Below are 26,468 nucleotides of genomic sequence, written 5' to 3' on the forward strand. Positions count from 1 at the left end.
TGCTGAATTAGCAACTCTTTTTTTATTTACATTGTGATTTTTACCATATACTATTGATATAACCGGAAACGAGAGGATGACGACTGTGATTGTATTATTTCATGATCGATTTGTTGATCGAAAAGAATGCTTAATTGATATTGAAGACCGTGCGAATCAATTTGGAGATGGTGTTTATGAGGTTATTCGCGTTTATGATGGCGAATTCTTCTTATTTGATGACCATCTTAAGCGATTAGAATATAGCTTAAACGAAGCTAAAATTAAGTATGATATTAATCATCAACAATTAAAAGAATTATTATTAGAGCTCCTTAAGAAAAACGAAGTGAATAATGGCGGCATTTATATTCAAATTTCTCGTGGAATTGCTGCCCGATCTCACCCATTCCCTAAGGAGTCCAAGCCAACTGTTATTGCTTATCCAATTCCTACTTCAAGACCGCTTGATAAACAGGAGAATGGCATTCAAGCAACTCTTTATCAGGACATTCGTTGGCACAGATGTGATATTAAAAGTTTAAATCTTTTAGGTAATGTCATGGCTAAACAACATGCTTTAGATATTGGAGCCTCCGAGGCAATTTTTTATAGAGATTATAACCATGTTACTGAAGGTAGTTCAACCAATGTATTTATCGTTAACGACGGAGTGATACAAACTCACCCAGCGAACAATTTTATTCTAAATGGTATAACAAGGCTATATATTAAATATTTAGCCAAACAACTGGACTTACCATTTAACGAGAAGGTTTTCACCGTAGCAGAGCTTAAAGAAGCTGATGAAGTGTTTATATCCTCTACAACATCAGAAGTCATACCAGTTACTCAAATAGATGAGACTGTAATTGGGAATGGAAAACCTGGACCAATTGCTAAGCAACTATTGAATGCATTTTTTGAGCATCACAAAATTCAACAATTAACCAAATAATTTGATACATTTGTACACAATTCTTTTTTACAGGTTAAATTCGTGCTAATATTATATAGAGAATACTAGGGAGGGATATAAATGAGTGTAATTGCGGAAGCAACTCCTAACCCAAATGCAATGAAATTTACTGTTGATCATGTTATTTTTGAAGGTGATGATAGTATTTCAGTTATGCAAGGTGAAACGAGTGAACATGCTATTTTAAATGATTTAATGAAACATGAAGGCGTTGATAATGTATTTGGTTATCACAACTTCATCACTGTTAACAAAACTTTTGATGCAGAGTGGGATCAACTCATTCCTAAGGTTGAAAAAGTATTTGAAGATCACGGTTATTAATTTTAAAAAGCATCTCGTCAGTGGACGAGATGCTTTTTATTGTGTATACCTTAATTATTAAAATTGTCTAATGTCATTTGGTAGTGGTGAGCTTGTTTCCCACTTTTTGCATCATATGTGTAGAAAACGATTGATAATACGCCATTGGCAGGCAATTTTTCTTCATCAATGTTAACTTCAATTTCAAACTCTCCCCAACTTGGGGCTCCATCAGTTTGAACGGTCTGTTCCTCCACATACACAAAATGACCATCTTCTACCGTGTAATGGAATACTCCTTCAAAGACTCTTGCTTCTCCAGTAACTGTATATTGACCATTCTTACCTTGAACTTCAATATTTCTAAACACTTCTTCATCCGTTGCTTGAGTTGATGCTTCATCTGACTTAGGCACTTCCATTGACGTTTCTTTAACAAAAGGTGTTTTGTCCAGATTTTGTTGGTTAATGGCCATTGGCAGCAATTCTACCTTTACATTATATTCTTTAGCTTCAACACGTTTTCGACCATTCTGATAGTCCCAAGTTTGTTCCCATTCAATCGTCTGATTAGAATCAAACGTTTTGTTTTCAATTGCTTCGGTAAACATCATATCTTCAGAAAATTTATAAACGACTTCATCGTTATCTGGGTCAGTCACGATTATTTCATATTGCTGTCCTGAACTAAAAGAAAGTTCTATTTCTTGGTCACTCTTATTTTTTAGAGCCATATTAAATACAGCTTGATTATTTTCAGTCGTTACACCCGTCTTAAAGCTTAATTGGTCAATTATGGATTGTAACTCTTGATTAGAAGATTCTTCTTCATTCATCTGCTCTTCCTCCTCAGTTGACTCTCCTGTTCCTTGGTTACCTTGAGAAGCTTCTTCTTCAGATTGATCAGCAGTACCGCAACCTACTAAAACTACAAAAAATAGTAGTAAAAATCCTGCTTTCTTTAACATAATTGCCCCCTCCATTTAGTAAAAGTTTCTTTTAAGTAAGCTAAGTTAAAGCTTGTTGTTGATTCTACGAATCGCTACAGGCGGACGCTTTCCGCGGGCACGGCTCGAGCCTCCTCGGCAGAAATGCACTGCCTGTGGGGTCTCGAGACTCGTGCTTTTCCCGCAGGAGTCGCCACCTTTCGCTTTTAGATGATATTTCTCTCTAATCAATTACTGTACCTTATCAACACTTAGCTCTAACAGCATCTTTACTTAAATAGTCGCTATCTATTTTCTAAAGGTTACACCTTTTCATCATCTTTTCTAAAGAAACCGAAAATACCAGTCGTTTGTACGATATTGGTGAAGGCATTTGGATCTACATCTTTTACAATTTGTTGAAGATCATATAATTCATATCGTGTAATAACAATCATTAACATCTCTCTTGGTTCATTACTGAAAGCACCTTTCGCAGGAACACTTGTGATTCCACGTACCATTCTAGAGTGAATAGCTTTTGTTAGCGCATTACCTTTTGTCGTAATAATCATTGCGGTTAACTTCTCGTGACGTGTGTGAATCGCGTCAATCACACGAGTCGTAACATATAAAGTCACTAATGTATAAAGTGCCTTTTCTGGTTCATAGAGCCAACCAGCAAGGAAAATGATAACACTATTTAAAACTAAAAAATAAATCCCAATAGGTCGATCTTTTAAACGCGATAATACCATAGCAATAATATCCATACCACCGGTAGAAGCACCCCATTTAAGCGTGATTCCTACACCGACTCCGGCTAAAATTCCACCAAATGCTGCATTAAGTAAAATATCATCCGCTAAATTCATAAGCGGTATAGTTTCAAGGAAAAACGTTGTAACCGCAACTGAAATTGCGCTATAAACCGTAAAACCTTTACCAACCTTAAACCACCCCAATATGGCAACGGGTATGTTTAATAAGAATAGTAAAATACCAGTACTTAAATCGATTTCTAAAAAATCCTGGAAAATACTTGAGGTCATTTGGGCTACCCCAGTGAACCCACTCGCATAAACGTTCGCTTCAATTAAGAAAAAGTTTAATGCAAATGCGTTAAATATGGCTCCTACTACAACTATAATAAATCGTTTTACTTCAAATATAAACATAGCTTACCCCCTGAAGAATCCATTGACGTTTCAATCATTGACATATAAACTTAAATAAAGAAAACACTTAAAATTAAGACAAATTATAAACAACTTCTTACATAACATCATACTATACTTTTAATTTTAGGAGGAAATTCATGAATGTTCAAATTGTAATCGATTCAGCCTCAGATTTACCTAAAGACATCCAAGAACAATATCAAATAGATTCCGTTCCGTTACTTGTTCACCTTGATGGTGAAGATTACCTTGATGGGGAATCCATTGAACCTAAAACCGTATATAATGCTATGAGAGCTGGTAAAAGCCCGAAAACAGCTCAAGCTACTCCAGAATCTTTTTATAAGATTTTTAAAAAACACGTTGAACAGAATCGAGCTGTAATCTATATGGCTTTTTCATCAGAATTATCTGGTACATACCAAAGTGCCATCATTGCCAAAGAACAAATTGCTGAAGATTACCCAGATGCTGATCTTTATTGTATCGATACAAAAGCAGCATCTTTAGGATGCGGCCTAATTGCTTATCATGCAGCTGAACTTGCTAACCGTGGTGGCGACGTACAAGATATCCTTGATATGACTAATCACTATGTTAATAACATTGAGCATATTTTTACTGTTGATGATTTAGAATACTTACATCGCGGTGGACGAGTTAGCCGAACTCAAGCATTCGTAGGAAGCTTGCTTAAAATCAAACCATTGCTTCATGTTGAAGATGGTAAGTTGATTCCACTGGAAAAAATCCGCGGAGCAAAGAAAGTCCTAAGGCGTATGGTTGACCTCATGAACGAACGTGGTGAGAATTTAAATGAACAAACTATTGCAATCACGCACGGTGATGATGAGGAAAATGCAAACAAATTAAAAGAATTAATTCAAGAAGAAATTAACCCGAAACAAGTTATTGTTTCCCCAATTGGTTCTGCTATAGGTGCGCATGCGGGTCCTGGAACCATTGCCCTATTCTTCTTCAATCAGAGTTGAAAATAGCTGTATAAGAGGGTTATACCCTTTTATACAGCTTTTTATTTTTATCTTCTATTTTTTCTATACATTAATATAGCAAAAACAATAAAGACTGACATCACTCCACCAAAGACCAATACTAATGGCAAATTAATACCAGTATTTTCTTGAACCATATAAATGTTTGAAGCTTCACGCTCTACCGCTACAGAATAAGATCCATCGCTATTTTCACGAATCAAATCGTTCTTAAGAATACCCCGAAGCTCTTTGCCTGCAGGTAAATCAATATCTACTCTTTGCAAAGTAGAACTGTTGTTTATGGCTACAATGTTTGTTTCATCTTGATAAGTTTTCTTAAACACTAAATAGCTATCATCCGCATGCAATATCTCCATATCACCCTGAGCTAATGCAGGTAAATTATCATAAGCATTTGATATTTTTTCAATATGTTTAATCAGCTGATCTTCACCAGCTAAAAAATTCACCATTAGATGATGTGTATTATCACTTTTCACGCCATCAAGTGGTATTTCTGACCCATGATAGAATAATGGATGATTATTAGTAGTCATTAGAAAAGTAATGGCTAATTTCCAATGAGTAATAGGATGACTTCCTGTTTCTGAAAAAATATGAGTGAAACGATCTGTATCATACAAATCCATAGCATTAATAATTTTGTCATTCTTCAAATTCATAACATTCATCAATGGGTCTATGGGTTGGTCATAATGTTTAAAGAAATCTACTAGCTCGTTCATATTATCGCGCTTAAGGACTTGGTGAAATCCATCCTCCAATAATTCTTCTGAATTATCTTTTGCCTCTCCAATTTTGAGACCGTCTACTTCTTCAGAAACGCGCTCCCAAAAATCAGTTGAAAATTGATTAGTGTTAGAGAAATAATACCCACCAATATCCAATTTGTTTGACCATCTCGTCATGTAATCCACTAATTCTTGTTCTGCTAAATCAGTATTTAAAGGAAAATGTAGTATAACTTCTATATCATTTTCTTTTAATTGATTTATTAAACCCTCTAAATCAGATTGTGTTCCGAAAGTTTTTTCTAATTCCTCATATGAAGTTACATTAAATCCTGTGTAATTCTCAGATTGAAATACAGGAGATAAAATTACATGTGTAACCCCTAATGTCTTTAGATGATCTATTCTGTTTTCTATTCCTTTATAATCCCCGCCGTGATAAGCGGTTGGGTCGTCTACATCTACATCAGCTTGATCTTGCTGTTCCCCGCTCTCAAATCGGTCGACGAGAATATAATAATAAACATTTTTGTTTTGCTCTGCTTGAACTAGAAATGGTACTAACATATAAAATAATAGCGTCAGCCCAATGATTTTTAGTTTCATGATGTTCATCTCACTTTCATAAAAACTTTCTTATACATACAAAAAGCCCCTGATCAGGGACTTTTAAAATTTTCTATGGAAGAATACCTAATTGTAAACGCCCAAACCCTAAGGAAATGACTAAAATGATCATAATCACGAATTGAAGCCATCCTGCGAATGTTGACTTACTTTTTTTCACTTTTACTAGAATCATTTCCATTGCTGCAATTAACCATACACCAGATACTGATTTAATGATTGCCTCTGCAAAAAGGCTACCACCCGCATTGATATAATTATTAAAGTACAGTAGCGCACCAGACACTAAAATTAATACATAGAATAAACGTAATACCATATGTGTGATTTTTGCAGCTTTTTGATTTGATTTTTTTATTAATGATAAAACAACTAAAAATAAAATTATTCCGATTACCCAAGTGGTAATGTGAAAATGAGTATTATATAACATCATCATTCCTCCTTGTCTATATCCTATCATTTTTTACCAAGCCTGTGTGTTAAAATGTTGACAACTTTGAAACAATGTAAATAAAACTGTATAATGGTTGTTAGCGATTACATAATGGAGGGATATCATGTCGAATTCAAGTCAATCAATCATGCAACAAACAGACAAATACGGTGCAAGAAACTATGTACCTTTGCCAATTGTCGTATCGAAAGCTGAAGGTATTTGGGTAGAAGACCCTGAAGGCAATCGTTACCTAGATATGTTAAGTGCTTATTCAGCAGTTAATCAGGGGCACCGTCACCCGAAAATTATTCAGGCTCTTAATGAACAAGCTGGTCGCGTGACACTAACATCACGTGCATTCCACAATGACCAACTTGGTCCTTGGTATGAAAAGATCTGTAAGTTAACAAATAAAGAAATGGCATTACCAATGAATACAGGTGCTGAAGCTGTTGAGACAGCGGTTAAAGCAGCACGTCGTTGGGCATATGATGTCAAAGGTGTTGAAGATGGTAAAGCTGAAATCATCGCTTGTGAAGGAAACTTCCATGGCCGTACGATGACAGCAGTTTCTCTATCTTCTGAAGAAGATAACCAACGTGGGTTTGGACCATTACTTCCTGGAATTAAAGTCATTCCATACGGTGATGTAGATGCACTTAAAGAAGCCATCACTGAAAACACGGCTGGTTTCTTATTTGAACCGATTCAAGGTGAAGCTGGGATTGTTATGCCTCCAGAAGGTTTCTTAAAAGAAGCTTATGATGTATGTGCACAAAATAATGTATTATTCATGGCTGATGAAATCCAGGCTGGTCTGGCTCGTACAGGTAAAATGTTCGCTTGTGACTGGGAAAATGTTGATCCGGATGTATTAATCCTTGGTAAAGCACTTGGAGGAGGGGTCTTCCCTATTTCTTGTGTGGTAGCTAACGAGGATATTCTAGGCGTCTTCAATCCAGGTTCACACGGTTCAACATTCGGTGGTAACCCACTAGCTTGTGCCGTTTCTGTTGCAGCTCTTGAAGTATTAGAAGACGAAAAATTAGCTGAACGTTCTAAGGAATTAGGCGACTACATGTTAAACGAGTTAAAATCGATTGATAGCCCTAAGATTAAAGAAGTTCGTGGTAAAGGATTATTTATAGGGGTTGAATTAACTGAGCCAGCTCGTTCATACTGTGAAGAACTAAAACAAAAAGGTTTACTATGTAAAGAAACACATGAAAATGTGATTCGTTTCGCACCTCCACTTGTTATTGACAAAGAGGACTTAGCTTGGGCGATTGAAAAAATTAAAGAAGTATTATAATTCTATATCAACAAAAGGGATTCTCGATTTAATGAGAATCCCTTTTTTATCACATAATTTTCATCAAATTTTAAAGTTAAAATACCCCGTTCTCGTTAGGAGAATTTTCAGGCACTTCTTGACCAACATCCCATAATTCAATAATCTGTTTGTCGTCAAAACGAAACATATGAACAAGAGCATAACCCATGTCCTCAGCATTTTGTTTCATATGTGAATGAACAACTACCATATCGTTCTCTTCAATAGTATGTTTGATTTCAAGTGACTTATCTGGATTCATCGAAGCATCTTCTTCCATCGCCTTCATAAGTGAATTAGCATCTGCACTAAAATAAGGATTATGGTGAATAACTTCTTTGCTTACATATTCACTAAATGCTTCTTTTACTTCACCAGATGCGACGAGTTTGAGAAATGAACTTGCTCTTTCTTTATTAGATAGATTTCCCTTGTTCATTGCGTTCACCCTTTCTGTGATTAAGTTATATTTTCTAATCCATTTCTTCGACGTTTAATATCTTCTTTTGCCCCCATGGTGATAAGGCTATGGTAACTAACATTTTTTCATTCATCGTATCAAACCGCTCGCCTGTACCCTCTTCGATATAATACCGATTTAATCCATAGTCGACTCGATGCTTGTTGTTAAAATCTTTATACCTATACCTTGCTCTAATGACTACTTCATACTCCTGTGGATCGATTTGTTTATCTGAAGCAGCTTTTACTTTATAAATACCTCGATTATCTGGTTTCAAAAGCACGTAAATGACTTGATTCCCTTTTACTTCTTCAGACGCAAACCAATTCTCAGATGAAATTAATTCTGCTGAATAATTAAGGTGAACATAATCTCCATAGAAAACATCACGAGGGTCATAAGGTTCAGTTTCTAAACGAATCACATCTCCAAATTGTTCTGTGAAATAGTTTAAACCGAACATCGTTAATAAAAATACAACTTGCAGTGCAATCGCAATTAAAAACAGCCTTTTAGTTATTAACGTTTTAAATATCTTCACGATTACACATCCTCTCGTTTTTGACTGACATACCCCTTACGATGACGCTCTAGAATAAATCCAATAACAAATAAAATGATTCCGCCGATTAGGAAAAACAACGACTTATCCAGGAAATCCCATGCTACCTGCATATAAACGATAAAGGTGCTGATTAAAAAGGCACCTGTTCCCACATGAATTTTTCTCTGGTCATATTGATGATAACCTTCTAACAACTTACCAATAGAAAACAGATACAACACAATATAAGCTAACATTGAAGTCCAGTCAGGCCATACAAAAATCGGTAAAAATAAAACTAGTTGCAGTAAAATAATGCGATAATCTTTTCTTAAGGTAAGTACGACTGCTAAACCAAATAATATAGCCCAAACTAGATAGAAAATTAAATCCGGACCTACATCTGGTCGAGAGTAGCTGGACTCAAACATTAATGCTTCCACAATTGTTAAAATGAACATAAAAATTAAAGCCACCCATTGGAATGGTCTACTAACATTAACATCCGAAACCGCCCCACCAATGGTATATAACACTAAAGTAAAGATAAAGAGCCAATAATATTCACCCAGCTGATCTAGCGAATACCCTAAGATTTGTATACAGAATGCTATAGCAAACAACCAGGAAGCTGACATTTTTGGCTTAATAAATATGACTGACCCATAACCAACCATAAATAAACTAAATAGCCACCAATCAAAGTTATGCATATTGGATAATCCATAAATTTGACCAACCGTGACAATTATTACTCCCACAAACCATAAAAATAGGTGCGGGCGACTTAAATAGATTAATAAGGCAGCTAATCCCCATACAATAAAAGGGAATACGTTATTCAAACTGTAATGATACATTTGCCCAGTTAAGAAGATTCCTGAACCGAAAATAGCTAAGGCAATCACATAGCAAAAGACACTATAGGGTGATTGCTTTTTATTTTCAAACCAACTTCCCAAAGCGTAAAAACTAATCATAAATACTATGATTAAGGCCATACGAATGGTTTCAGGAATGGCTTGCCAATTAGCCGCTACAAATGATAAACATGCCAGACCAACTAATACAGCTGAAAAAAAGAATATTAACGAGACTTGATTCTTATCTTGATAACGTCCCATAATTTGTTCACGTTGTTCAGAATTAATGATCCCATCATTAACCCATTTCTCTGATTCTTCTTTTAACCAGGTTTTTTTCATCTAATCACCCTTTTTTAACATGGGTTGCCTTTCACGATATGTTAATGATCGATATACCCACTCTAATGGTCCGTACCTGAAATATTTAACATACCAATAGCTAAATAACATTTGAAAACTGAAGATTAAAATCGCGACCAAAATTAACTCGAAAGCAGTTAAACTACCATATAAATTAAATCCTATTCCATAGAATATCAACACACCTAATAAGGATTGCATAATGTAGTTCGTTAACGATAATCTACCAACATTTGATAATATTCGCGTGATCAATGAAACATTCCTTTTGTTAATAAGGACTAAGAATAACAGAAAATAGAATATGCTAGAAAATGATCCACCAATCATATCTTGGGCACTGTTTAACCAAGTCGGCATACCAAATAAGTAAGGCCCCACCTTAAACACTACAAATATAGCAAAAGTACCTATTAACCACGTTTTAATGTCTTTACGATGGTCACTTAAATCTCTAACCCAGCCACGTTTTTGTATCATCATTCCAAACAAGAACATTGGTAAAATGTTTAAAAATATGATGATCCATTGAAAAGGGTTATTCATATACACCCAGTCATTAACATTTTGTTGCAGGATGGAACTAAAATCACCTTGATAATGAGTAAAAGATTGATTGATTTTTGCTTGATTAATAGTATCAAGGAGCTCTCTAGCCCCGAATGACAAAGCAGACATAATTACTGTCACAACAATTAAGAAGCCAAACGCCCACTTTTTAAGAGATGCGGAGCTCTTATTAATAAAAACTAAGCTTATTAAACCAATAATCCCATAGACGAGCATGATATCCCCATACCATATAAAAATACCATGGACCAGTCCAAATACCGCTAAAATCACCATGCGTCTAACAAGTATAGGTTTTTGCTCTAATCCCTTCTCTTGTAATCGTTCATACATCATATACATTCCGAGCCCGAAAAGCATTGAGAATAAGGGATAAAAGCTGGCCTGAAAGAAAATATCAATTACTGCTAAGACACTGCCATTATCATAAAAATCTTCTTTCCCACCATATAAAAAATGAGGTGAATGAAATGATAATAGATTCACCATTAAAATACCGAATAAAGCGATTCCTCTGATCGCATCAATTGCTATGACGCGATTTTGATTAGGTTGACCATGCTCCATATATATACCTCTCTTTTTACATATTATAACACTATTATCAGAACAATTTATCTATAACAAATAACCTGTTGGACTCATATATTAGGATGAAAGGGGTTAATATCATGCCTGGATTTGTCGGTGCAATTAAAGTCAATAGTGTATCTTCTTCTGCTGTTTTCCATGTGGGAGATGCCTATTATATTCAACCCATTAGTTCGGCGAAAACATATGCAGGTGGCGGCTCTTTTAATACTGGTAACGGGATCAACGTTCAACTCGGTCAATCAGAAACTATTGTTTTTGATCGAGATGTTATTGACTAATGAGGTGATCTAAGTGTGTTTAACCATTCATCAGCAAATACAAATACAATTTCTGAAAGTAGAATCCATCACCAATTCCTCCGTTCTTCAAATTGGAAGTTCTGGATCTATTCAATCAGTCTCTAATGCATACAATACAGGTGGTTTCACTGGACCTGCTGAAGAAGCTGAGCCCGTCAGTGAAGCAGAATCGCCGATTATTGATATGCCTATTATGCCTTTCACTAATTAGGCGTTTTTTCATAGATTACAAGTAAGGAGGAGTTGATTATGGAACAATCCAATACCGTTTGGCAGCAACTTGCATACCTCGAACAGAAAATTAACCAGCAAACGCAATTAATTCAAGAACTAAAAGACAAAATTGATGAGCTATCAGAAGCACAAAAACAATCTTCTAAATCCCAAGTCGAAAAAATTGAGTACAATTTTGAGCAACTTAAAATTGAGACACTCGAAGGTACGCTAAACATTGGTCTAACTCCTCATAAAGACTTGCCTTTTGAACAATTAGATTTACCTGAAGAATCATCTGAACCAGTAACAACTCCTATGGAACAGCAGATTTATAATCAATTATTACCTTATATTAGAAAAGAAGTCCCCAAAATTATTAATGATTTTTCAAATGAAAATGACATTAATATTTCAGACGAATGGCGCGTTATTTTGTTTCAAGATTTAAGAAAACAATTACCAAATCGAATAAAACAACACATTCAAAACTTGAATCAGGATGATCGTTTAATTATAGATCGTGAACAAGTAACCATGTTAGTTAATCACATTAAAAAAGAAATTTCACAAGGCGTTACAACGTATCTGAACAACACTAAGGAGAATTACGATGAAAGTTAATATATTTAATGATGAATTAAATGTTAATTATATTGAAGTTGACGGCGTTTCAACTTCATCTTTATTTATTATTGGAGATGTTGAGCATCTGCAGCTTGCCTCACGCTTTGACACCCCACCTGAATCATACGTATTCGAAAATGTCTTCCCATTCGGGCCAGTCTCAGGTGGTTAATATGAGAGATAGTCGTGTGAAGAGTATTTTTTGTAACTCATTAGAATTTAGTGGAACTATTCAAATAGGTGATAGTGAGGGAGTTTACCCTTTTTCAATAGCTCGTGCTGTACAAAAGGAAAACCCTGTTTTCTACAAGGAATATATTACCGATGACGAAGAAATTATTAAGGAACCTCTTCCGAATTTTTTAAAAGAAAGCCCTGTTCAAGTAAACCGAGAAAATTATAGCCCAATTCGAATTAATTCAATCAATTCAATTGGTTTGACGGGAAGCTCCGTACTTCATGTAGGTTCATTTAAGCATGGGAAAGCTGTTAGCATTGTCAGACACAAACGTATTTTACAAAAAAATAAGTAGGTGAAAAGAATGCCTTCAATTGTAGGTCCTTTAAAAATAAATAGTGTCGGCGGAGGAACTGTAAACTTTGGTGACGCTTTCTATATCGCACCGAAAAGTTCCTCAAAGACGAATTCTGGTGCTGGATCATTAAATACAGGTGATTTCATCTGTACAAATCAGCTTTTCAGCACAACAAACCCGTTCGATCCAGACGTGAACGACCAAAACGTGGCAGGTAACGCATAATTATAGCAACAAACTCCCGTTAATGATTGACGGGAGTTTTGATTTACTGGCGGTCCCTCCTAATCCAGTCATACTCTATGACTCTAAAGTTTTAGCTTCAATCATAAAACTCGAGAAGGGTTCATCATCAATAAATATATCAATCGTCCACCAACCGGCATCCTCAGTATTAAATGCAAACTTCGCTCCACTAGCTGCATCTGCATCAATATTTGTTTCACTAAACGGACGTTGAATCATATCTTCATATAAAATTTTTGTTTCTCCAGTTTCTTGGTGTGTCGCTTCCATACGATATTCTTTGCCAATCATTCCATCTTCGTTTCCCCAAAAATATAAATAGTACAACCTTCCGACTGTTCCAGCGATAAATTCAGGCTCATTCTCTTCACCATTAACTTTAATGATGCCAAACTTGCCTTCTTCACCGTGTAGAGTTTGATTATTAACTTCGAATGAAGAGTCGGTATGATTATTTGATTCTGTACTTTGACTATCGCAGGCTACAACAATAAGGAGAAACAAAACACACAGAAATTTTTTCATAGGTCATCCCACCATTCCTAAAATTTTGACACTACCGAACTAAAAAATCCCTTTAGCATCTCCAGATAATTCTCTGACGCGCTTTAAATACTTGGTCATACTGTGATCATCTTTAGTTGGATAATTAAAGTTATGATATTTAGCTACATCTTGAGCTAATATACGGAATAATTCTGCTGAAGTAAAAATTGATTCCCACATATGTTCATAATCCGCATTAGAGTATGTATTTTTGTACATTTTCCAGTAGTCTTTTGGCAAATAATTTTTAAAATATTTACCTAATTTACCTACTGATAGCTGATAATCATGTTGCATGCCAATCCACCATGCCACCATTTGGTCAACTGCATCACGCATCGTATATTCAAACATCAACTTGGCATAGGGTAATTCATCTCGCCAGATACCTTTGGCTACATTTTGAGAGCACCACCAAAAGTTATTTGTAACACTATTATACTCTCCTTCTGTAGGTGCTTTAACATGGTACTCGACACCGGTTGGGTCAGGAACTTTTGGTAAAATATTATTCTTATCCAATAAAGGGATAGCTGGTTCAAGATGTATTTTAGAAAGCATGTAATCAATTGACTGTAGTGATAAATCTATTCGGTTCCCATCGGTAAATAACATGAGGTAGGCGTACCTTTTAGTAAAATCAGCCTCTTCCCCTTTTCCTTTGTCCAACTTATCAGGCTCTTGAACCATGAGCAGGTCACCAAAAATTTTAATCCAACCTTCATCATTTATAAATGATGTGATATCTTCGACTACATACACAATATCGTAATCTTGAAAAATATCTTTTGGGACATTAGGGTTAGTTCTCGACCCATTCATATAAACTGCTCTTACTCGTTCATCTTCTTTTGCTACATTTAATATTAAATCAAACATTTCTTGTTCGTTTCTCACTATATTACACTCCTATAAATTTAGCTTAGCTACTACTTCGTTTTCATCATTAAATTGTCCTGTTTCTTCATTCTGTTCATGAATCTTTTTTAACATCTTTTCATTGTGATATGTACTAACTACAATCAGGAATATCCCTAATTGAATTAATAAAAATAAAAAGCCCATAAATTAATTTCCCGATTCCCTTTTAGTATGAAAATTTAGAAATTATTGTTAATTTAAATGGTAGCATAACTTAAACAAAAAACAATGGCTTAGATGTAAAATCTAAACCATTGTTGAGGTTAGTTTTCTAAGAACAAGTCTTGTTCAAAGAAATACAAGTATACTTTTTCTAATTTAATATTCCATATTGATTCGACTGCACGCTGGTACAATTCAACTTGTACGGCGTAACGTTCTCTTAATTCATTGACCTTATCTTCTGTTAAATCACCAAATATGGCATCAGTTTTATAATCTAATAGATACCAGCCATCTTCTGTTTCAAATAAACAGTCGATGACACCTTGAATGATCACAGATTCTTCAAGTGGGTCCTTCCATTCTGGATAGACTTCTGAAGCTGGTAGTTCCATGGTAAAAGGCAGTTCTCGTTTGACTTGTTTAGCTTCTTTTACCGTCTGACCAATATCATTTTCTAAAAATGTCAGGATAGCATTATAATCTATTACTTTCGCTTCTTCTTCACGCAAAATTTCTTTGATGACAAGTCCATCTACAAAATCAACTAAACTGACCTTAGTCCACTCTCGGTCCATCGGTAAATGCTGCATAACGGTATGCATAGCACTACCAATCTCGGACTTCGTTAATTTCTTAGCATCCTGCTGCATGAACCTAGGGCGTTGGAACCTCATCTTTGGCTGGTTTTTCATAAGGTCTAAACCACTATAATCATCAGCAACTTGTCTTAATCGTTTAATTTCTGTAACGGTTTGTTTTGCACGTCTTGATGCACTATCTTTATTTGGATAAATAAATGTCAAGCGGCGGTCGACCTCGTCATAAGCCTGAGATTGATTCGGTAAATGCTGATTGTCCCAATCCTTAATGAGTTGCTCCAATTCATCATTACGTTTTACTGTGATCCACTTAGGGTCCATCAGTTCGCTAGCATGTTGAACCTTAATTTGCCATTTAGAATCGTCTTCACGGATCGTTGCAGGAACATTTGAACCGACTCCACTGATTTGGATCGTTTCTGCCAGGTTATGCCTGATTAAAGCCGTGCCAATCCAATTCATATATGTGGCTTGATCAGTTCTGACATGCGGCGGTAATACCCACTCGAAGTGAGATGTGACCTCATTCCATTTTGATAATCGTTTTTCCCAGTCTTTCACCGTACCTATAATGGTTAGCTTCTCTTTCGCACGGGTTAAAGCAACATATAAAATTCGCATTTCCTCGGCTAGCATCTCTCGTTTCATCGCTACTTTAATAGCTTCAAATGGGAAAGTCGTAAACATAAGCCGTTTATCAACATCCATATATTTCGCTCCAAATCCTTGGTCTTTATGAAGCAAATATTGTGATCTGAAGTCCATTTCATTAAAGTTTTTATCAGCTGCACCTAAAATAACAACAGGAAACTCAAGACCTTTACTCTTGTGAATCGTCATCATTCGCACAACGTCTTCTTGTTCACCCAAGGCTCGAGCAGATGCTAAATCCTCACCACGTTCTTCCATTCGTTCAATGAATCGTAAGAAACGATATAATCCACGATAGGACGAATTCTCATAGGAACGCGCACGGTCATATAACGCTCGCAAGTTAGCTTGTCTCTGTTTGCCACCAGGAGTACCTCCCACAAATTCGAAGTATCCTGTGTCTCGATAAATTTGCCAAATCAGTTTAGATAGGGCGCCGTAGCGAGCTTCTTCTCTCCAGCCTTCAAACATTGATACAAAAGCAGTGAGCTGTCTAACGACATGTGAATTTTCACCTTGGCGAATGTAATTTTTCATCGCAATATAAAAAGGCTGTTTTCTTCCATGTAAACGAATATTCGCTAAATCATCTTCTGATAAACCGACAATAGGTGATTTCAACACGCTGGCAAGTGGAATGTCCTGCTGAGGGTTATCAATAGTTTTTAAGACATTTAACATGATTTGGACTTCCATGGCTTCAAGGTAACCTGATGATATATCAGCATAAACCGGCACGCCTAACTGTTTCAATTCCTCAACAATCACACTTGCCCAGCTCATTGAACGCATGAGAATCACAATGTCTCTATATTGAAGATTTCGTATTTGTTCAGTTTCTTTATCGATGACTTTCATAGGATCTGATCCATCAGTACCAATCCATTTCTGAATTTTTTCAGCATAAGCACGTGCTTCTAACTGAGCTTTTTGGATATACTTCCATTCATCAGATACTGACTCATCCTCTAATTCATCTTGTGTAATGACATGCATTTCGGTATCGACATCAGACGTCGTTAATTGTTCATAGACGCGGTTACTGTATATTAATTCTGCGTCCTTATCATATTCCATCTCCCCAACTTGTTCATCGAGCAACTGGCGAAAAATAAAATTGGTTGAGTCTAATACTTCTTTACGGCTACGGAAATTCCGAGCTAAATCTATTCGTAAAGAAGGGACCTCTGTCGACTTGAATTTCTTATATTTGTCCATAAAAAGTGTTGGTTCAGCATGCCTGAAACGGTAAATGCTCTGTTTTACATCACCAACCATAAACAAGTTACCCGCCTGTTCACCTTGTGTAACGAGCTGTAAAATAGTTTCTTGAACTAGGTTTGTATCCTGGTATTCATCTATCAATACTTCTCTAAATTGACCTTGGAATTGCTGCGCAACAGTCGAACCAACCAGATGGTCAGGCGTTGCTTCATCATCTAATAAAATTTCTAAGCAATAATGTTCTAAATCAGAAAAGTCGACCATGGCCTGCTCTTTTTTTGCTGCTTGGAAACGTTCATGGAACTGTTTCACTAAAACAACTAACTGATCAATTACCGGACTTAACTTATGTAAGTCTTCAATTAATGACTCAGGTTGACGATTAAACCAGCGTTCGATTAGCTTTTTCATACGATCTTTATATCGGTTACGAATGTCTTTAACTGCTTCTTTAAGTTCTTCATCACAGTCTGATTTTTTGGCAGATAATTTACCGAACTTCTCATTCTCTTTAAACACATTTCTTAATTCATCCCAAGGTGCACCGATTGCTTCCATGACCTTCTGAATTTGTTCCTTGTCTTCGGTCAAGTTAGGCATATAATGGTCAGGTCCATTAACATCCTGAGCCATGTCGATAGCCTGGTTGACATCGAAAAGCATCGCTTCTAAGTTTTCCTTGATATCTTGACGAACCACTGGCATCCACGTGAGGTCATCAAGTGTTACCCCTTCAGATAATTTATACGTAGCCTGCTGTTGTTCCAGCCATTGATAAGGCCAAGGATTCTGCATCGCAAATTCATACATTTTTAAAACAAGTGTTTCCACCTTGGCGTCATCTCTATCATTGGAAAAACTATCGACAAAGCGGAAGAACGTTTCCTGCTCTTCGCCTTCTTTGCCGTACCACTCTTCAAACACTTCTTGAATAATATCATTACGTAGTAATTCCGCTTCAATATTATCGAGAATTCGAAAGCTCGGGTCTAAATCGAGTTGGTAACTGTACTTTCTTACCACTTCCATACAGAAAGAGTGAAGCGTCGAAATGTTCGCACGCTGCAAGAGTGAGAGTTGTTTTTTCAAATGAATGGAATCAGGATTCACTTGTAAAGCCTTTTCAATCGCTCCACCAACTCGTGTACGCATTTCTTGTGCGGCTGCATTAGTGAATGTTACGACTAACATTTCATCAATGTTATATGGATCCTGCTCACGAAGCATCTTTTGAATAATTCGTTCAACAAGTACGGCCGTTTTCCCTGAACCAGCCGCTGCTGCAACTAAAATATCTTTTCCATCTTCATAAATGGCAAGCTCTTGTTCTTCTGTCCACTTCATTTATAACTCCCCCTCTCGTTCTAAAATTTTCTGTAACATGACTGAATCTTTATCTTCTTTTAATCGTCGGTATTCGTGCTCATCCAATGTAGGATCAAACTGACACACCGATTGGAACGGGCAGTAGGTACAAACCACCACGTCTTTCTTCTGGAATGGATTAAGTTTTACTTCTCCATTGACGATCTCGCTTCCAGCGTGTGTCATTACATTCCTTACATAATGATTCATGCGCTGAAACACTTCTTGATCGACTGTTTTCGATCCACTTCTAAATGAACCATCTTTCTTCACACCAAAAGGCGCAATTTTACTCATACCAGTATCCAAAGATTGATCCATGGACTGAGCAACTTGTTCATCTTCTAATAACAAACCATTCATTTTGAACTGCTTAATCATCTCTTCCTCAATGGCTTCTTCATCCATTGATTTTGGATCAGATATGGTCGGGTTATGAACATGGAAATAGAGAACCCCTGCTGGTTCAGCCTGTTTACCTACCCAACGAGATGAATGGGTTAAAACTACATCCAAATACGTCAGCATCTGTAGAGCCAAACCATAATAAACATCTACTAAACTCAAATCCTTTTGACTAGATTTGTAATCAATGATTCTTAAATAGAGTTGTTCGTCAATTTCAGCTTGATCCACACGGTCAATTCGGCCACTTAGCTCCAATTGATAGCCATGAGGTAAGTTTAGCTGTAGAGGCGGTAACTTATTTTTACGCCCAAATCCAATTTCAATTCCAGCAGGCGCGAAATTAGAATGTCTCGCCTGATAAGCTAAGACATTGGTCGCTCTGATTATTACCTGTTCAAGCTTTCGCAAAATATATTTATATCGATTTGAACTGAATAAAATCTGGTGATTCAATATTGGTGCCAATTGTTCTACAGCACGTCTGGCATACTTTTGAATCTCCTCTTCAGTTAACTCAAAAAATGCTTTTCCTTCTTCATACACCCATTCGGTGATATGGCGCAATGATTCATGGAAGAGCTGCCCAATATCAGGTGCCGCCAACTGAAACGTATTACGTTCATTTAAGCCTAACGTATACTGCGCAAAATAACGATAAGAACACTGATGATACGTCTCTAAACGAGAGACACTGGATCGAATCGTTTGATCATACAATTGACTAACGGTTTCAGACTGAAGGTTGTCCGGTTCTGGTCGGTAAAATAAACTTTGCAACACTCGTTGTGTTTTTCCGCCTTGAACTTCATGCTTAACGTACCAATGTAAGGTATCCCAATAAACATCAGCCATCGGATAACCTCGAAGGTATTTTGAGAGTTCAGCTGTTAAGATCGCACGAGATTTTTCTTGATTATTAATAAAACGTAATGGATCTTGTTCATCTTCATCATCCATAATCCATTTATGCTCAGCTTCTGGAAACATCGAATCAAGACGCTTCACTATCGGCGCAGGGACTTTTGAACGTCCTTCTTCATCACTTAACGGATAACTAACCCAAAGCTTTTCTGATGCTAAGGTAAAGGCGATGTACATATAGAAGCGATCGTCTAATAACACACGCTCTGCACGATCAGCTAACGTCACCCCGTGATTTTCTAGAATTAAACGCTCATCATCTGTGACCATTCCTTCACCAGGCGGCTTTAGCGGATAAACACCCTCTACTGCTCCTAGTACAAAGCCCGCTTTGACGTTTGAGATACGTGAGCGTTCTACGCTACCTATAATCACATGATCAATCGTCGGTGGCACTTGAGCAAAAGTCAGAGTATCAAATCCAGCTTCAACGACTTGTAAGAACAATTCATCAGATGCTTCATCTTCTCCGATCATTTCTACCATTTCATCAAATAATTCCATCACAGCTTGCCAAGCTTGTTCTTGTTCACGTGCTGTTTCAACGCGTCCTACTTGATCATAGTGATCACGTAATTTTTCTAGCGAACGTGGGGCATCTAAATGCTCTAACCACTCAAAAACTGCCTGACACTTTTCCGCTATCGTTTTTGCATCATGGATTTTCTGATCAAATCTTTCTAAAGCTCGGACAACCTGTTTACGGTAAGCATTAATCTGATTCTCCATCTCTTGCTCTTCATCCGTTTGACGTCTGAATTCTAGACCTGTAAAACGCTGGTATGGCCATTTTTCTTTAGATAACCATTGATCTCTTCTGCGAATCCCATATTCTAAAACATAGTTTTCCAAGGTATCAACCGCTTCTTCGGTAAGTGGATACTCTTCATCGTCAGGTATTACAAAGCCTGTCTTAAGTAAACGGAAAACAGCATCATAACGCCAATTACTATTAATAATTTCTAGACCTGTTCGAATCAGCTCAACAAATGGGTGATTCAACATCGTCTTCTTTTCGTCGATGAAAACCGGAATCTCATAATCTTCAAATATCGTTTGAATTAAATCATGATACACTTCAGGTTGACGAATTAAGATGGCCATATCACGATAGCGATAGCCTTCATCACGGATTAAACGTGTGATTTCCTGTGCCACACCTTCAACTTCTGCTCTGGGATGAACAGACTCAACTAATTTTATTGGCGTTTCACCTTTATATTCAGGGATTGGATGCATCTCAAAATAACGCTCCATATGCTCGAGCGCACCATTTCCCTTAAAACGTTGTTGAGGTGATAAATAATACGGTTCGTCTAATTCAATGTCCGCTTCTTCAGCAATTTCTGCCAGAGTATCATACGTCGTCTTAGTTTGATAAAAAAGGTCCAGCTCACTGCCATCAGACACACCTGGATTAATCATGAGTGTAATCTTCAGGTCTTTCGCATATTTCATTAATGCTTCGATAACATAGTATTCTTGAGGTGTAAAACGGTGGAACCCATCGATGTAAATAGTAGAATCACTTAAAATACCTGTCTGTCTAATTTTTTCGACCATTAATTCCAGTTGGTCTTCATGGTCAATATAATGACCACGTAATTGTTGATCTAGCTCAAAATAGATCAGAGCCAGGTCTGATAATTTATTTTTTAATGCCACTTCATTAGGGTGCTGGTGTTGAAACTTAGCCATCTCCATGACTACACTGTTTAAGGATTCTGGCGTGATTCGATAACGTTTTAATTCTGTAATCATTTTTTCTAGGTGATCAATAAAACCTTGCTTGTCTACCGCTTCTTGAAAAGCGACTAGTTCCTCTTTATGCTCTTCCGCAAGCTTTCTAAGCATCATTTGAATACCAGTTGACGATATAAACGGTTTCGTTGCTCCACCAACTTCGTTAAATATGTACCAGGCAAGTCTCGAAAAACTAAACACTTGTGCCCTGATTGAGCCACTTACCCCCGGCTTTCTTACAAGCTCATATTCTTGTTGAAAGGCCATCTGGTCTGGCACTAAATAAAAAATAGGATCACCTTGTGGATCCTGTTTAATCTCCTCGGTGATCTCATCTAAAATGTAATGTCCGAATTCTGAACCCGAACGTCCTAAAATAAATTGTAAGGCCATAACAATTCCCCCTTACTCCTCTAATTCATTAAGTTTATCAGCTTTTGCCGTCATCCGTTTTTCAATTAATTTACCAATAATCCAAAACAGCCCTATACAGACACCGACCACGATTGTCTTAGAAGGATTCTGAGCAAAAGACGCAATGCTATCACCAACATAGGATACCGAAAATATCATAGCAGCTTTTCCTAATAAAACCGCCAGCATAAATTGTTGAAGAGAAATTCTAGTAAATGCTGCAACGACATTAATAATCGCGGAAGGTGAAAATGGAAAACATAATAATAAGAAAATTGGTCCAAACCCATGGCGATCGAAGAAGCCGATAACCCTATGAACCTGCTTTTGTTGTTTTAACCGTTGCACCCAATGGTATTTATTTAATTTACGAACCAAAATAAATACTAAAATCGCACCAGCTGCTGAGCCAATCCAGGAAAATAAAAAGCCGAAGAATAAGCCATACACAATGGAATTAGCTAATATAAAAACAATAACTGGTAAGAATGGTAAAAATGCTTCTATAAAAGGAAGAGCAAGTCCTGGAATAGGACCCAAGCTTCCATAGAATTCTAATAATTGTATAATATAACTCCCGATTACAGAATCTGAGAGCATGTCTTTTAATTCATCAAGATTAGAATATCCCTCGTTCATCATTAGTAGCTCCTATCTCTATCTCATCTATTACTATTTTATAAAAAAAACAGCCTTTTGCATACTGTTCCCTTCTTGAATTATTTTCAACAATAAACTATAATAAGAACACATGTTCGATTACAGTGGAGGGATGAACACCATGCGTTACTTAAAAGACGAAGAATTTGAAATTACTTCCCGCTTTCTTTTTCTATCTATGGCCATTATTGTCCTTGAAAAAGATATTAAACAGATCGAGACAGGAGCATTTAAAATAAAAGAACCTTATTTGAAATTGTTAAGACATATGGAACAACTTGCGAAGAATGAACGAAAAAGCTTAAGAGCGAAAATGCGTAAGGGTCAGATGGATGTTGTATTTGTGCAGAAAAATGATACGTTTTCGACGTACCTTTTTATTGCTCGAGGATACGAAGAAGAACGCCGGTACTTTAACCCCGCCGTTCGGAAAAAAGTTGAAATGCTTTATCAAGAACTTATGGTTGAAGCTCTAAAAGATCAAGCTCGATTTCTTTCTGAAGCTTTCTAACTCGTTTTTCTAACATATCACTATATTGAGCTGTTTTTTGTAATTGATTATTTAAAGAGGAATAAGAAATATCTAATATAATTTCTTTACCATTATTAAAATGAACTTTCGTAACCTTTGGCTTCACTTTTTCAATGTATTGAATGTGATTGTAACAAAGCCACGTACATTCCTTTGACTTAGGGGATGTTGTTGGGACATAGAACACTTGGCTATGAGTATCAATCGCAATCGGTGCTTTTCGATTAACACCTGAAATATGCTGTGTACCGTTTAGACGTCCTCTAAGGTCTGCACCATATTCTTTACAGGTCTGATCCATAAGCTGTCTAGGGTTAAGATGAGTATAATACTCACCACCTTTTTCTAACACATATGAACCAAAGTTATCTTCACCGAGTTCATAAGGACGGATTACCATCGTTTTCCCTGAAATTTTAGGTGTATCATTAAACTTCATCTATTACGCCTCCTTAATTTGTCTTTTTTCGAATAAAATATATAAAAAAACATTAAAAAAGTTAAGTCACCTAATTGCAAATTTTTAAGTGTTCAAAACGAAAAACACACAAAATAACGATAATTTTTTACCTATTTACTTAAAAATATTAACAAAAAGTAAAAAATAAAACTCAACCCTAAATATCAGGGTTGAGCTTCATTGAGAATTATTTGGCTAACAACGCCCGGTCATTTGCCATGCGTCGGCCACGTACTTTTTCAAATTCATTTAATAAATCAGGCACGGTTAAATCTTTTTTCTTGTTTTCATCCGCTTCAAAAATGACGTTACCTTCATCCATCATCCATAATCGGTTTCCGAGTTCAATCGCTTGTTCCATTTGGTGTGTCACCATAACTGTCGTTAGTTTATGTTTTTCAACTAAATCTTTCGTTAAGTTAATGATGAGCGATTCCTTTGAAGGATCAAGAGCTGCTGTGTGCTCATCCAACAACAAAATTTTCGGTTCAGTGAATGTTGCCATTAATAGAGATAAAGCTTGGCGTTCACCACCAGATAAGAGTCCAACTTTAGAGTTCAAACGATCTTCTAAGCCAATTTCTAAAGTGGATAAGTGTTCACGAAAGCGGTCTCGAGTTTTTTTCGTAACCCCGCTAATTATGCTTCTGCGCTTCGTTCGACCAAGTGAAATCATCATGTTCTCTTCAATTGTCATGCCAGGTGCTGTACCCATTAATGGATTTTGGAAGACACGTCCGATGAATTTTGCGCGTTTTTCTTCCGGCATGGCGGTTACATTTTTACCATCAATCCAAACGTCACCTTCATCAGGGTAGAGGGTTCCAGCTAACATATTTAAAAGGGTTGATTTACCAGCACCATTACTGCCGATAATGGTAACAAAATCACCTGGGTTTAAACATTGAGACACATCATTTAAAGCCCTGCGTTCATCTGGCGTGTTTGGATAAAATGTTTTATGAATATTATTTAGCTGAAGCATGTTGAACCGCTCCTTTTTGCTTCAATGCTGCTTTTTTTGATTTCTTAAATTGACGTTTGGCATTTGTTTTATCTAACCAGTTCGGTATGACTAAGGCCGAAGCAACAATGAGTGCCGTAATGAGTTTCATATCACTAGCTTCTAAAAACTCAACACGCAGTGCTAATGAATAAATCGCTCTGTAAACAATCGAACCGAGAATAACAGCTAGCGTCATTCTCACAATTTTGTCTTTTCCGAATAGAACTTCACCGATAATGACAGAGGCTAAGCCGATAATAATCATTCCAACACCTAAGTTCACATCCGCAAATCCGTTAAATTGAACGACCAATGCTCCACTTAAACCAACTAATGCATTCGATAGTCCCATTCCAGCAACTATGTAAAGATTAGTGTTCGTTGAAAAGCTTCTAACCATCGACTGATTATCACCTGTTGCGCGTAACGTAATACCCGCTTCTGTACGCAGGAAGAAATCGAGCAGCTTCTTAACAAGATATACAATGACGATCATTGAAACAATCACGTAAAACGTTCGCGGTGCATAGTCAGCTATGCCGAACCATTCAAATGGTATTAATAAGAGCCCGTCTAAATTCATGCTTTGCCACCAGGAAGACAACGTGGTAAATAAAGTTGTCTCATTAAGCATTGGTATATTTGGTTGACCCATTAAACGTAAGTTCACAGAATACAACGCAATCATCATAAGAATACCAGCTAATAGTGGATTAATATTTCCTTTGGTATGCAATAACCCTGTTAATACTCCAGCCAGTAATCCGGCAAATGCACCTGCTAAAGTAGCAATGAATGGATTAGTGCCGTTCACGATCATAACTGATGAAACAGCACCTCCAGTTACAAAGCTTCCATCAACCGTCAAGTCCGGAAAGTCTAGTATTCTAAATGAAATATAAACACCCAGTGCCATGATGGCGTATATTAATCCTGATTCTACTGCTCCGTATAATGCCCCTACCATATTACCTCTCCTCTATTCGTCCTTCTCAGTTGTCACTATTGTTGCTTTTTCCTTTAATTCATCCGTTAGCTCAACTCCCATTTTCTCTGCAGCTTCTTTGTTGATTTGAAGCGTTAGATTTTGAGGAAATTGTGCAGGAATTTCGCTTGGTGATTTGCCATCCTTAAGAATTTGTACAGCTTTTTCACCAGCTTCATAACCAATATCGAAGTAATCAAAACCATAAGCTGCAAAGCCACCACGCTTTACTGAATCGTGTTCACTTACTACGACTGGCATTTGTTCATTTTGACCAACCATTAATACAGTTTCTAGTGCACTTACAACTGTGTTATCTGTAATGACTAAGAAAGCATCTGCTTTACCAACTAGTGATTCAGCTGCTTGTTTAACTTCAGAAGAAGATGACACTGTAGCTTCTTCAGTTCCTAGCCCTTTTTCATTTGCCAACTCTTTAACTGCTTCAATCTGAGATACCGAATTTTGTTCACCGGCGTTATAGATTAAACCAATTGATGCAGCTTTCAAATCTTTAATAAGGTCTAATGTCTTTGGCAATGTATCTGGGTGCATGTCTGCAGTACCTGTAACATTTCCACCCGGCTCATCCATCGATTCCACTAAACCTGCACCAACTGGGTCAGTTACCGATGTAAAAACGATCGGAATTTCTGATGTTTCATTAAGTGCACTCTGAGCACTTGGTGTTGAATTAGCAAAAATTAAGTCAACTTCATCACTCACGAATTTTTGAGCAATCATTTGATTATTATTGTTATCACCTTGAGCCACTTCTTTTTCAAACTCAACATTTAACCCTGCATCAGTTAAAGCCTTTTTGAAACCTTCTGTTGCTCGATTGAGTGAAGGGTGCTCAACAATTTGAGTAATCCCTACTGTGAACTGTGATTCTTCACTTCCACTCGCTCCATTACTTTCACTTTCCGCATCCGTTGATGTTCCGCAAGCTGCAACGATTAATAGCATCGTCGACATCATTAATAGGTTTAATAGTTTTTTCATTTCCAACTCCCCAATCCCACTTTTGCACTTT

The 26,468-nt window shown here is 36.7% G+C and carries 29 protein-coding genes; 11 read left to right on the plus strand and 18 right to left on the minus strand.

Features of this window, described 5'->3' with window-relative positions; all coding sequences use genetic code 11:
- The first annotated feature begins 76 nt into the window (after nucleotides 1-76).
- Both dat and E3U55_RS06990 read left to right on the plus strand, forming a co-directional pair.
- The gene (gene dat / locus E3U55_RS06985) at nucleotides 77-937 is read left to right on the plus strand and encodes a D-amino-acid transaminase (RefSeq protein ID WP_134339717.1); all 861 of its coding nucleotides are present in this window, start codon (nucleotides 77-79) and stop codon (nucleotides 935-937) included.
- Nucleotides 938-1,018: 81 nt separating this feature from the next.
- Complete coding sequence (locus E3U55_RS06990; RefSeq protein WP_134339718.1) at nucleotides 1,019-1,282, plus strand: NifU N-terminal domain-containing protein; 264 nt, start codon at nucleotides 1,019-1,021, stop codon at nucleotides 1,280-1,282.
- A 50-nt stretch (nucleotides 1,283-1,332) separates the two neighbouring features.
- Here E3U55_RS06990 and E3U55_RS06995 read toward each other — a convergent pair whose 3' ends face one another.
- Both E3U55_RS06995 and E3U55_RS07000 read right to left on the minus strand, forming a co-directional pair.
- Nucleotides 1,333-2,229, minus strand: a complete 897-nt coding sequence (locus tag E3U55_RS06995; RefSeq protein ID WP_194840837.1) for a BsuPI-related putative proteinase inhibitor — start codon at nucleotides 2,227-2,229, stop codon at nucleotides 1,333-1,335.
- A 281-nt stretch (nucleotides 2,230-2,510) separates the two neighbouring features.
- Nucleotides 2,511-3,365, minus strand: a complete 855-nt coding sequence (locus E3U55_RS07000; protein ID WP_134339720.1) for a YitT family protein — start codon at nucleotides 3,363-3,365, stop codon at nucleotides 2,511-2,513.
- A 140-nt stretch (nucleotides 3,366-3,505) separates the two neighbouring features.
- On the opposite strand from E3U55_RS07000, the gene E3U55_RS07005 reads away from it, so the two are divergent.
- A complete protein-coding gene (locus tag E3U55_RS07005) occupies nucleotides 3,506-4,360 on the plus strand; it encodes a DegV family protein (protein WP_134339721.1) in 855 nt (284 codons plus the stop codon).
- 47 nt (nucleotides 4,361-4,407) lie between these two features.
- Here E3U55_RS07005 and E3U55_RS07010 read toward each other — a convergent pair whose 3' ends face one another.
- Together E3U55_RS07010 and E3U55_RS07015 are read right to left on the minus strand one after the other, a co-directional pair.
- On the minus strand, nucleotides 4,408-5,721 hold the full coding sequence (locus tag E3U55_RS07010; RefSeq protein WP_194840838.1) for an alpha-amylase family glycosyl hydrolase: 1,314 nt from the start codon (nucleotides 5,719-5,721) through the stop codon (nucleotides 4,408-4,410).
- 73 nt (nucleotides 5,722-5,794) lie between these two features.
- Nucleotides 5,795-6,175, minus strand: coding sequence for a YisL family protein (locus E3U55_RS07015; RefSeq protein WP_134339723.1), 381 nt, complete (start codon nucleotides 6,173-6,175; stop codon nucleotides 5,795-5,797).
- Between the two features lie 127 nt (nucleotides 6,176-6,302).
- On the opposite strand from E3U55_RS07015, the gene E3U55_RS07020 reads away from it, so the two are divergent.
- A complete protein-coding gene (locus E3U55_RS07020) occupies nucleotides 6,303-7,493 on the plus strand; it encodes an ornithine--oxo-acid transaminase (protein WP_134339724.1) in 1,191 nt (396 codons plus the stop codon).
- A gap of 76 nt (nucleotides 7,494-7,569) precedes the next feature.
- Here E3U55_RS07020 and E3U55_RS07025 read toward each other — a convergent pair whose 3' ends face one another.
- The 4 genes from E3U55_RS07025 to E3U55_RS07040 are packed head-to-tail and all read right to left on the minus strand — an operon-like array spanning nucleotide 7,570 to nucleotide 10,884.
- Nucleotides 7,570-7,953: a nuclear transport factor 2 family protein gene (locus tag E3U55_RS07025; protein WP_134339725.1), complete on the minus strand. Its 384-nt coding sequence runs from the start codon at nucleotides 7,951-7,953 to the stop codon at nucleotides 7,570-7,572.
- Between the two features lie 34 nt (nucleotides 7,954-7,987).
- The gene (locus E3U55_RS07030; protein WP_134339726.1) at nucleotides 7,988-8,518 is read right to left on the minus strand and encodes a GDYXXLXY domain-containing protein; all 531 of its coding nucleotides are present in this window, start codon (nucleotides 8,516-8,518) and stop codon (nucleotides 7,988-7,990) included.
- Between the two features lie 2 nt (nucleotides 8,519-8,520).
- Nucleotides 8,521-9,726 carry a DUF2157 domain-containing protein gene (locus E3U55_RS07035; protein WP_134339727.1) on the minus strand — a complete coding sequence of 402 codons (1,206 nt, stop codon included), beginning with the start codon at nucleotides 9,724-9,726 and terminating at the stop codon, nucleotides 8,521-8,523.
- Nucleotides 9,727-10,884: a DUF418 domain-containing protein gene (locus tag E3U55_RS07040; protein ID WP_134339728.1), complete on the minus strand. Its 1,158-nt coding sequence runs from the start codon at nucleotides 10,882-10,884 to the stop codon at nucleotides 9,727-9,729.
- A gap of 104 nt (nucleotides 10,885-10,988) precedes the next feature.
- Here E3U55_RS07040 and E3U55_RS07045 point away from each other — a divergent pair, with 104 nt between their 5' ends.
- The 6 genes from E3U55_RS07045 to E3U55_RS07070 are packed head-to-tail and all read left to right on the plus strand — an operon-like array spanning nucleotide 10,989 to nucleotide 12,811.
- The gene (locus E3U55_RS07045; RefSeq protein ID WP_134339729.1) at nucleotides 10,989-11,189 is read left to right on the plus strand and encodes a spore germination protein; all 201 of its coding nucleotides are present in this window, start codon (nucleotides 10,989-10,991) and stop codon (nucleotides 11,187-11,189) included.
- A 13-nt stretch (nucleotides 11,190-11,202) separates the two neighbouring features.
- Nucleotides 11,203-11,421, plus strand: a complete 219-nt coding sequence (locus E3U55_RS07050) for a spore germination protein GerPB (RefSeq protein WP_134339730.1) — start codon at nucleotides 11,203-11,205, stop codon at nucleotides 11,419-11,421.
- A gap of 38 nt (nucleotides 11,422-11,459) precedes the next feature.
- Nucleotides 11,460-12,047 carry a spore germination protein GerPC gene (gene gerPC, locus E3U55_RS07055; RefSeq protein WP_134339731.1) on the plus strand — a complete coding sequence of 196 codons (588 nt, stop codon included), beginning with the start codon at nucleotides 11,460-11,462 and terminating at the stop codon, nucleotides 12,045-12,047.
- Nucleotides 12,037-12,222 carry a spore gernimation protein GerPD gene (locus E3U55_RS07060; RefSeq protein ID WP_134339732.1) on the plus strand — a complete coding sequence of 62 codons (186 nt, stop codon included), beginning with the start codon at nucleotides 12,037-12,039 and terminating at the stop codon, nucleotides 12,220-12,222. The genes gerPC and E3U55_RS07060 overlap by 11 nt, the downstream gene beginning before the upstream one ends.
- 1 nt (nucleotide 12,223) lies before the next feature.
- Nucleotides 12,224-12,583, plus strand: a complete 360-nt coding sequence (locus E3U55_RS07065; RefSeq protein WP_194840839.1) for a spore germination protein GerPE — start codon at nucleotides 12,224-12,226, stop codon at nucleotides 12,581-12,583.
- A gap of 9 nt (nucleotides 12,584-12,592) precedes the next feature.
- Nucleotides 12,593-12,811: a spore germination protein gene (locus E3U55_RS07070; protein ID WP_134339734.1), complete on the plus strand. Its 219-nt coding sequence runs from the start codon at nucleotides 12,593-12,595 to the stop codon at nucleotides 12,809-12,811.
- A gap of 75 nt (nucleotides 12,812-12,886) precedes the next feature.
- Here E3U55_RS07070 and E3U55_RS07075 read toward each other — a convergent pair whose 3' ends face one another.
- The 6 genes from E3U55_RS07075 to E3U55_RS07095 form a co-directional block, all read right to left on the minus strand.
- Entirely contained in the window at nucleotides 12,887-13,357 is a 471-nt protein-coding gene (locus tag E3U55_RS07075; protein WP_134339735.1) for a hypothetical protein, read from the minus strand.
- A gap of 39 nt (nucleotides 13,358-13,396) precedes the next feature.
- On the minus strand, nucleotides 13,397-14,275 hold the full coding sequence (locus E3U55_RS07080) for an aminoglycoside 6-adenylyltransferase (protein ID WP_134339736.1): 879 nt from the start codon (nucleotides 14,273-14,275) through the stop codon (nucleotides 13,397-13,399).
- 12 nt (nucleotides 14,276-14,287) lie between these two features.
- The gene (locus tag E3U55_RS17305; protein ID WP_153801914.1) at nucleotides 14,288-14,443 is read right to left on the minus strand and encodes a hypothetical protein; all 156 of its coding nucleotides are present in this window, start codon (nucleotides 14,441-14,443) and stop codon (nucleotides 14,288-14,290) included.
- A gap of 119 nt (nucleotides 14,444-14,562) precedes the next feature.
- The gene (addA, locus tag E3U55_RS07085; RefSeq protein WP_134339737.1) at nucleotides 14,563-18,282 is read right to left on the minus strand and encodes a helicase-exonuclease AddAB subunit AddA; all 3,720 of its coding nucleotides are present in this window, start codon (nucleotides 18,280-18,282) and stop codon (nucleotides 14,563-14,565) included.
- Nucleotides 18,283-21,768 carry a helicase-exonuclease AddAB subunit AddB gene (gene addB, locus E3U55_RS07090; protein WP_134339738.1) on the minus strand — a complete coding sequence of 1,162 codons (3,486 nt, stop codon included), beginning with the start codon at nucleotides 21,766-21,768 and terminating at the stop codon, nucleotides 18,283-18,285.
- Nucleotides 21,769-21,780: 12 nt separating this feature from the next.
- Nucleotides 21,781-22,428 carry a TVP38/TMEM64 family protein gene (locus tag E3U55_RS07095; RefSeq protein ID WP_134339739.1) on the minus strand — a complete coding sequence of 216 codons (648 nt, stop codon included), beginning with the start codon at nucleotides 22,426-22,428 and terminating at the stop codon, nucleotides 21,781-21,783.
- A gap of 142 nt (nucleotides 22,429-22,570) precedes the next feature.
- Between E3U55_RS07095 and E3U55_RS07100 the strand changes: the two genes are divergently transcribed.
- A complete protein-coding gene (locus tag E3U55_RS07100; RefSeq protein WP_134339740.1) occupies nucleotides 22,571-22,960 on the plus strand; it encodes a hypothetical protein in 390 nt (129 codons plus the stop codon).
- Here E3U55_RS07100 and E3U55_RS07105 read toward each other — a convergent pair.
- The 4 genes from E3U55_RS07105 to E3U55_RS07120 all read right to left on the minus strand — a co-directional run bounded on the left by E3U55_RS07105 (nucleotide 22,908) and on the right by E3U55_RS07120 (nucleotide 26,437).
- A complete protein-coding gene (locus E3U55_RS07105) occupies nucleotides 22,908-23,420 on the minus strand; it encodes a competence protein ComK (protein ID WP_134339741.1) in 513 nt (170 codons plus the stop codon). The two genes, E3U55_RS07100 and E3U55_RS07105, sit on opposite strands and share 53 nt — an antisense overlap.
- A 208-nt stretch (nucleotides 23,421-23,628) precedes the next feature.
- Nucleotides 23,629-24,426 (minus strand): ABC transporter ATP-binding protein, encoded by a 798-nt coding sequence (locus E3U55_RS07110; RefSeq protein WP_134339742.1) that lies wholly within the window; start codon nucleotides 24,424-24,426, stop codon nucleotides 23,629-23,631.
- Complete coding sequence (locus E3U55_RS07115) at nucleotides 24,410-25,414, minus strand: ABC transporter permease (protein WP_134339743.1); 1,005 nt, start codon at nucleotides 25,412-25,414, stop codon at nucleotides 24,410-24,412. Before E3U55_RS07115 ends, E3U55_RS07110 begins: the two co-directional genes overlap by 17 nt.
- A 12-nt stretch (nucleotides 25,415-25,426) precedes the next feature.
- Nucleotides 25,427-26,437 carry an ABC transporter substrate-binding protein gene (locus tag E3U55_RS07120; protein WP_134339744.1) on the minus strand — a complete coding sequence of 337 codons (1,011 nt, stop codon included), beginning with the start codon at nucleotides 26,435-26,437 and terminating at the stop codon, nucleotides 25,427-25,429.
- Between the last annotated feature and the right edge of the window lie 31 nt (nucleotides 26,438-26,468).

Origin of the sequence: Filobacillus milosensis (assembly GCF_004402015.1) — a bacterium.
Classification (GTDB): Bacteria; Bacillota; Bacilli; order Bacillales; family Alkalibacillaceae; genus Filobacillus; species Filobacillus milosensis.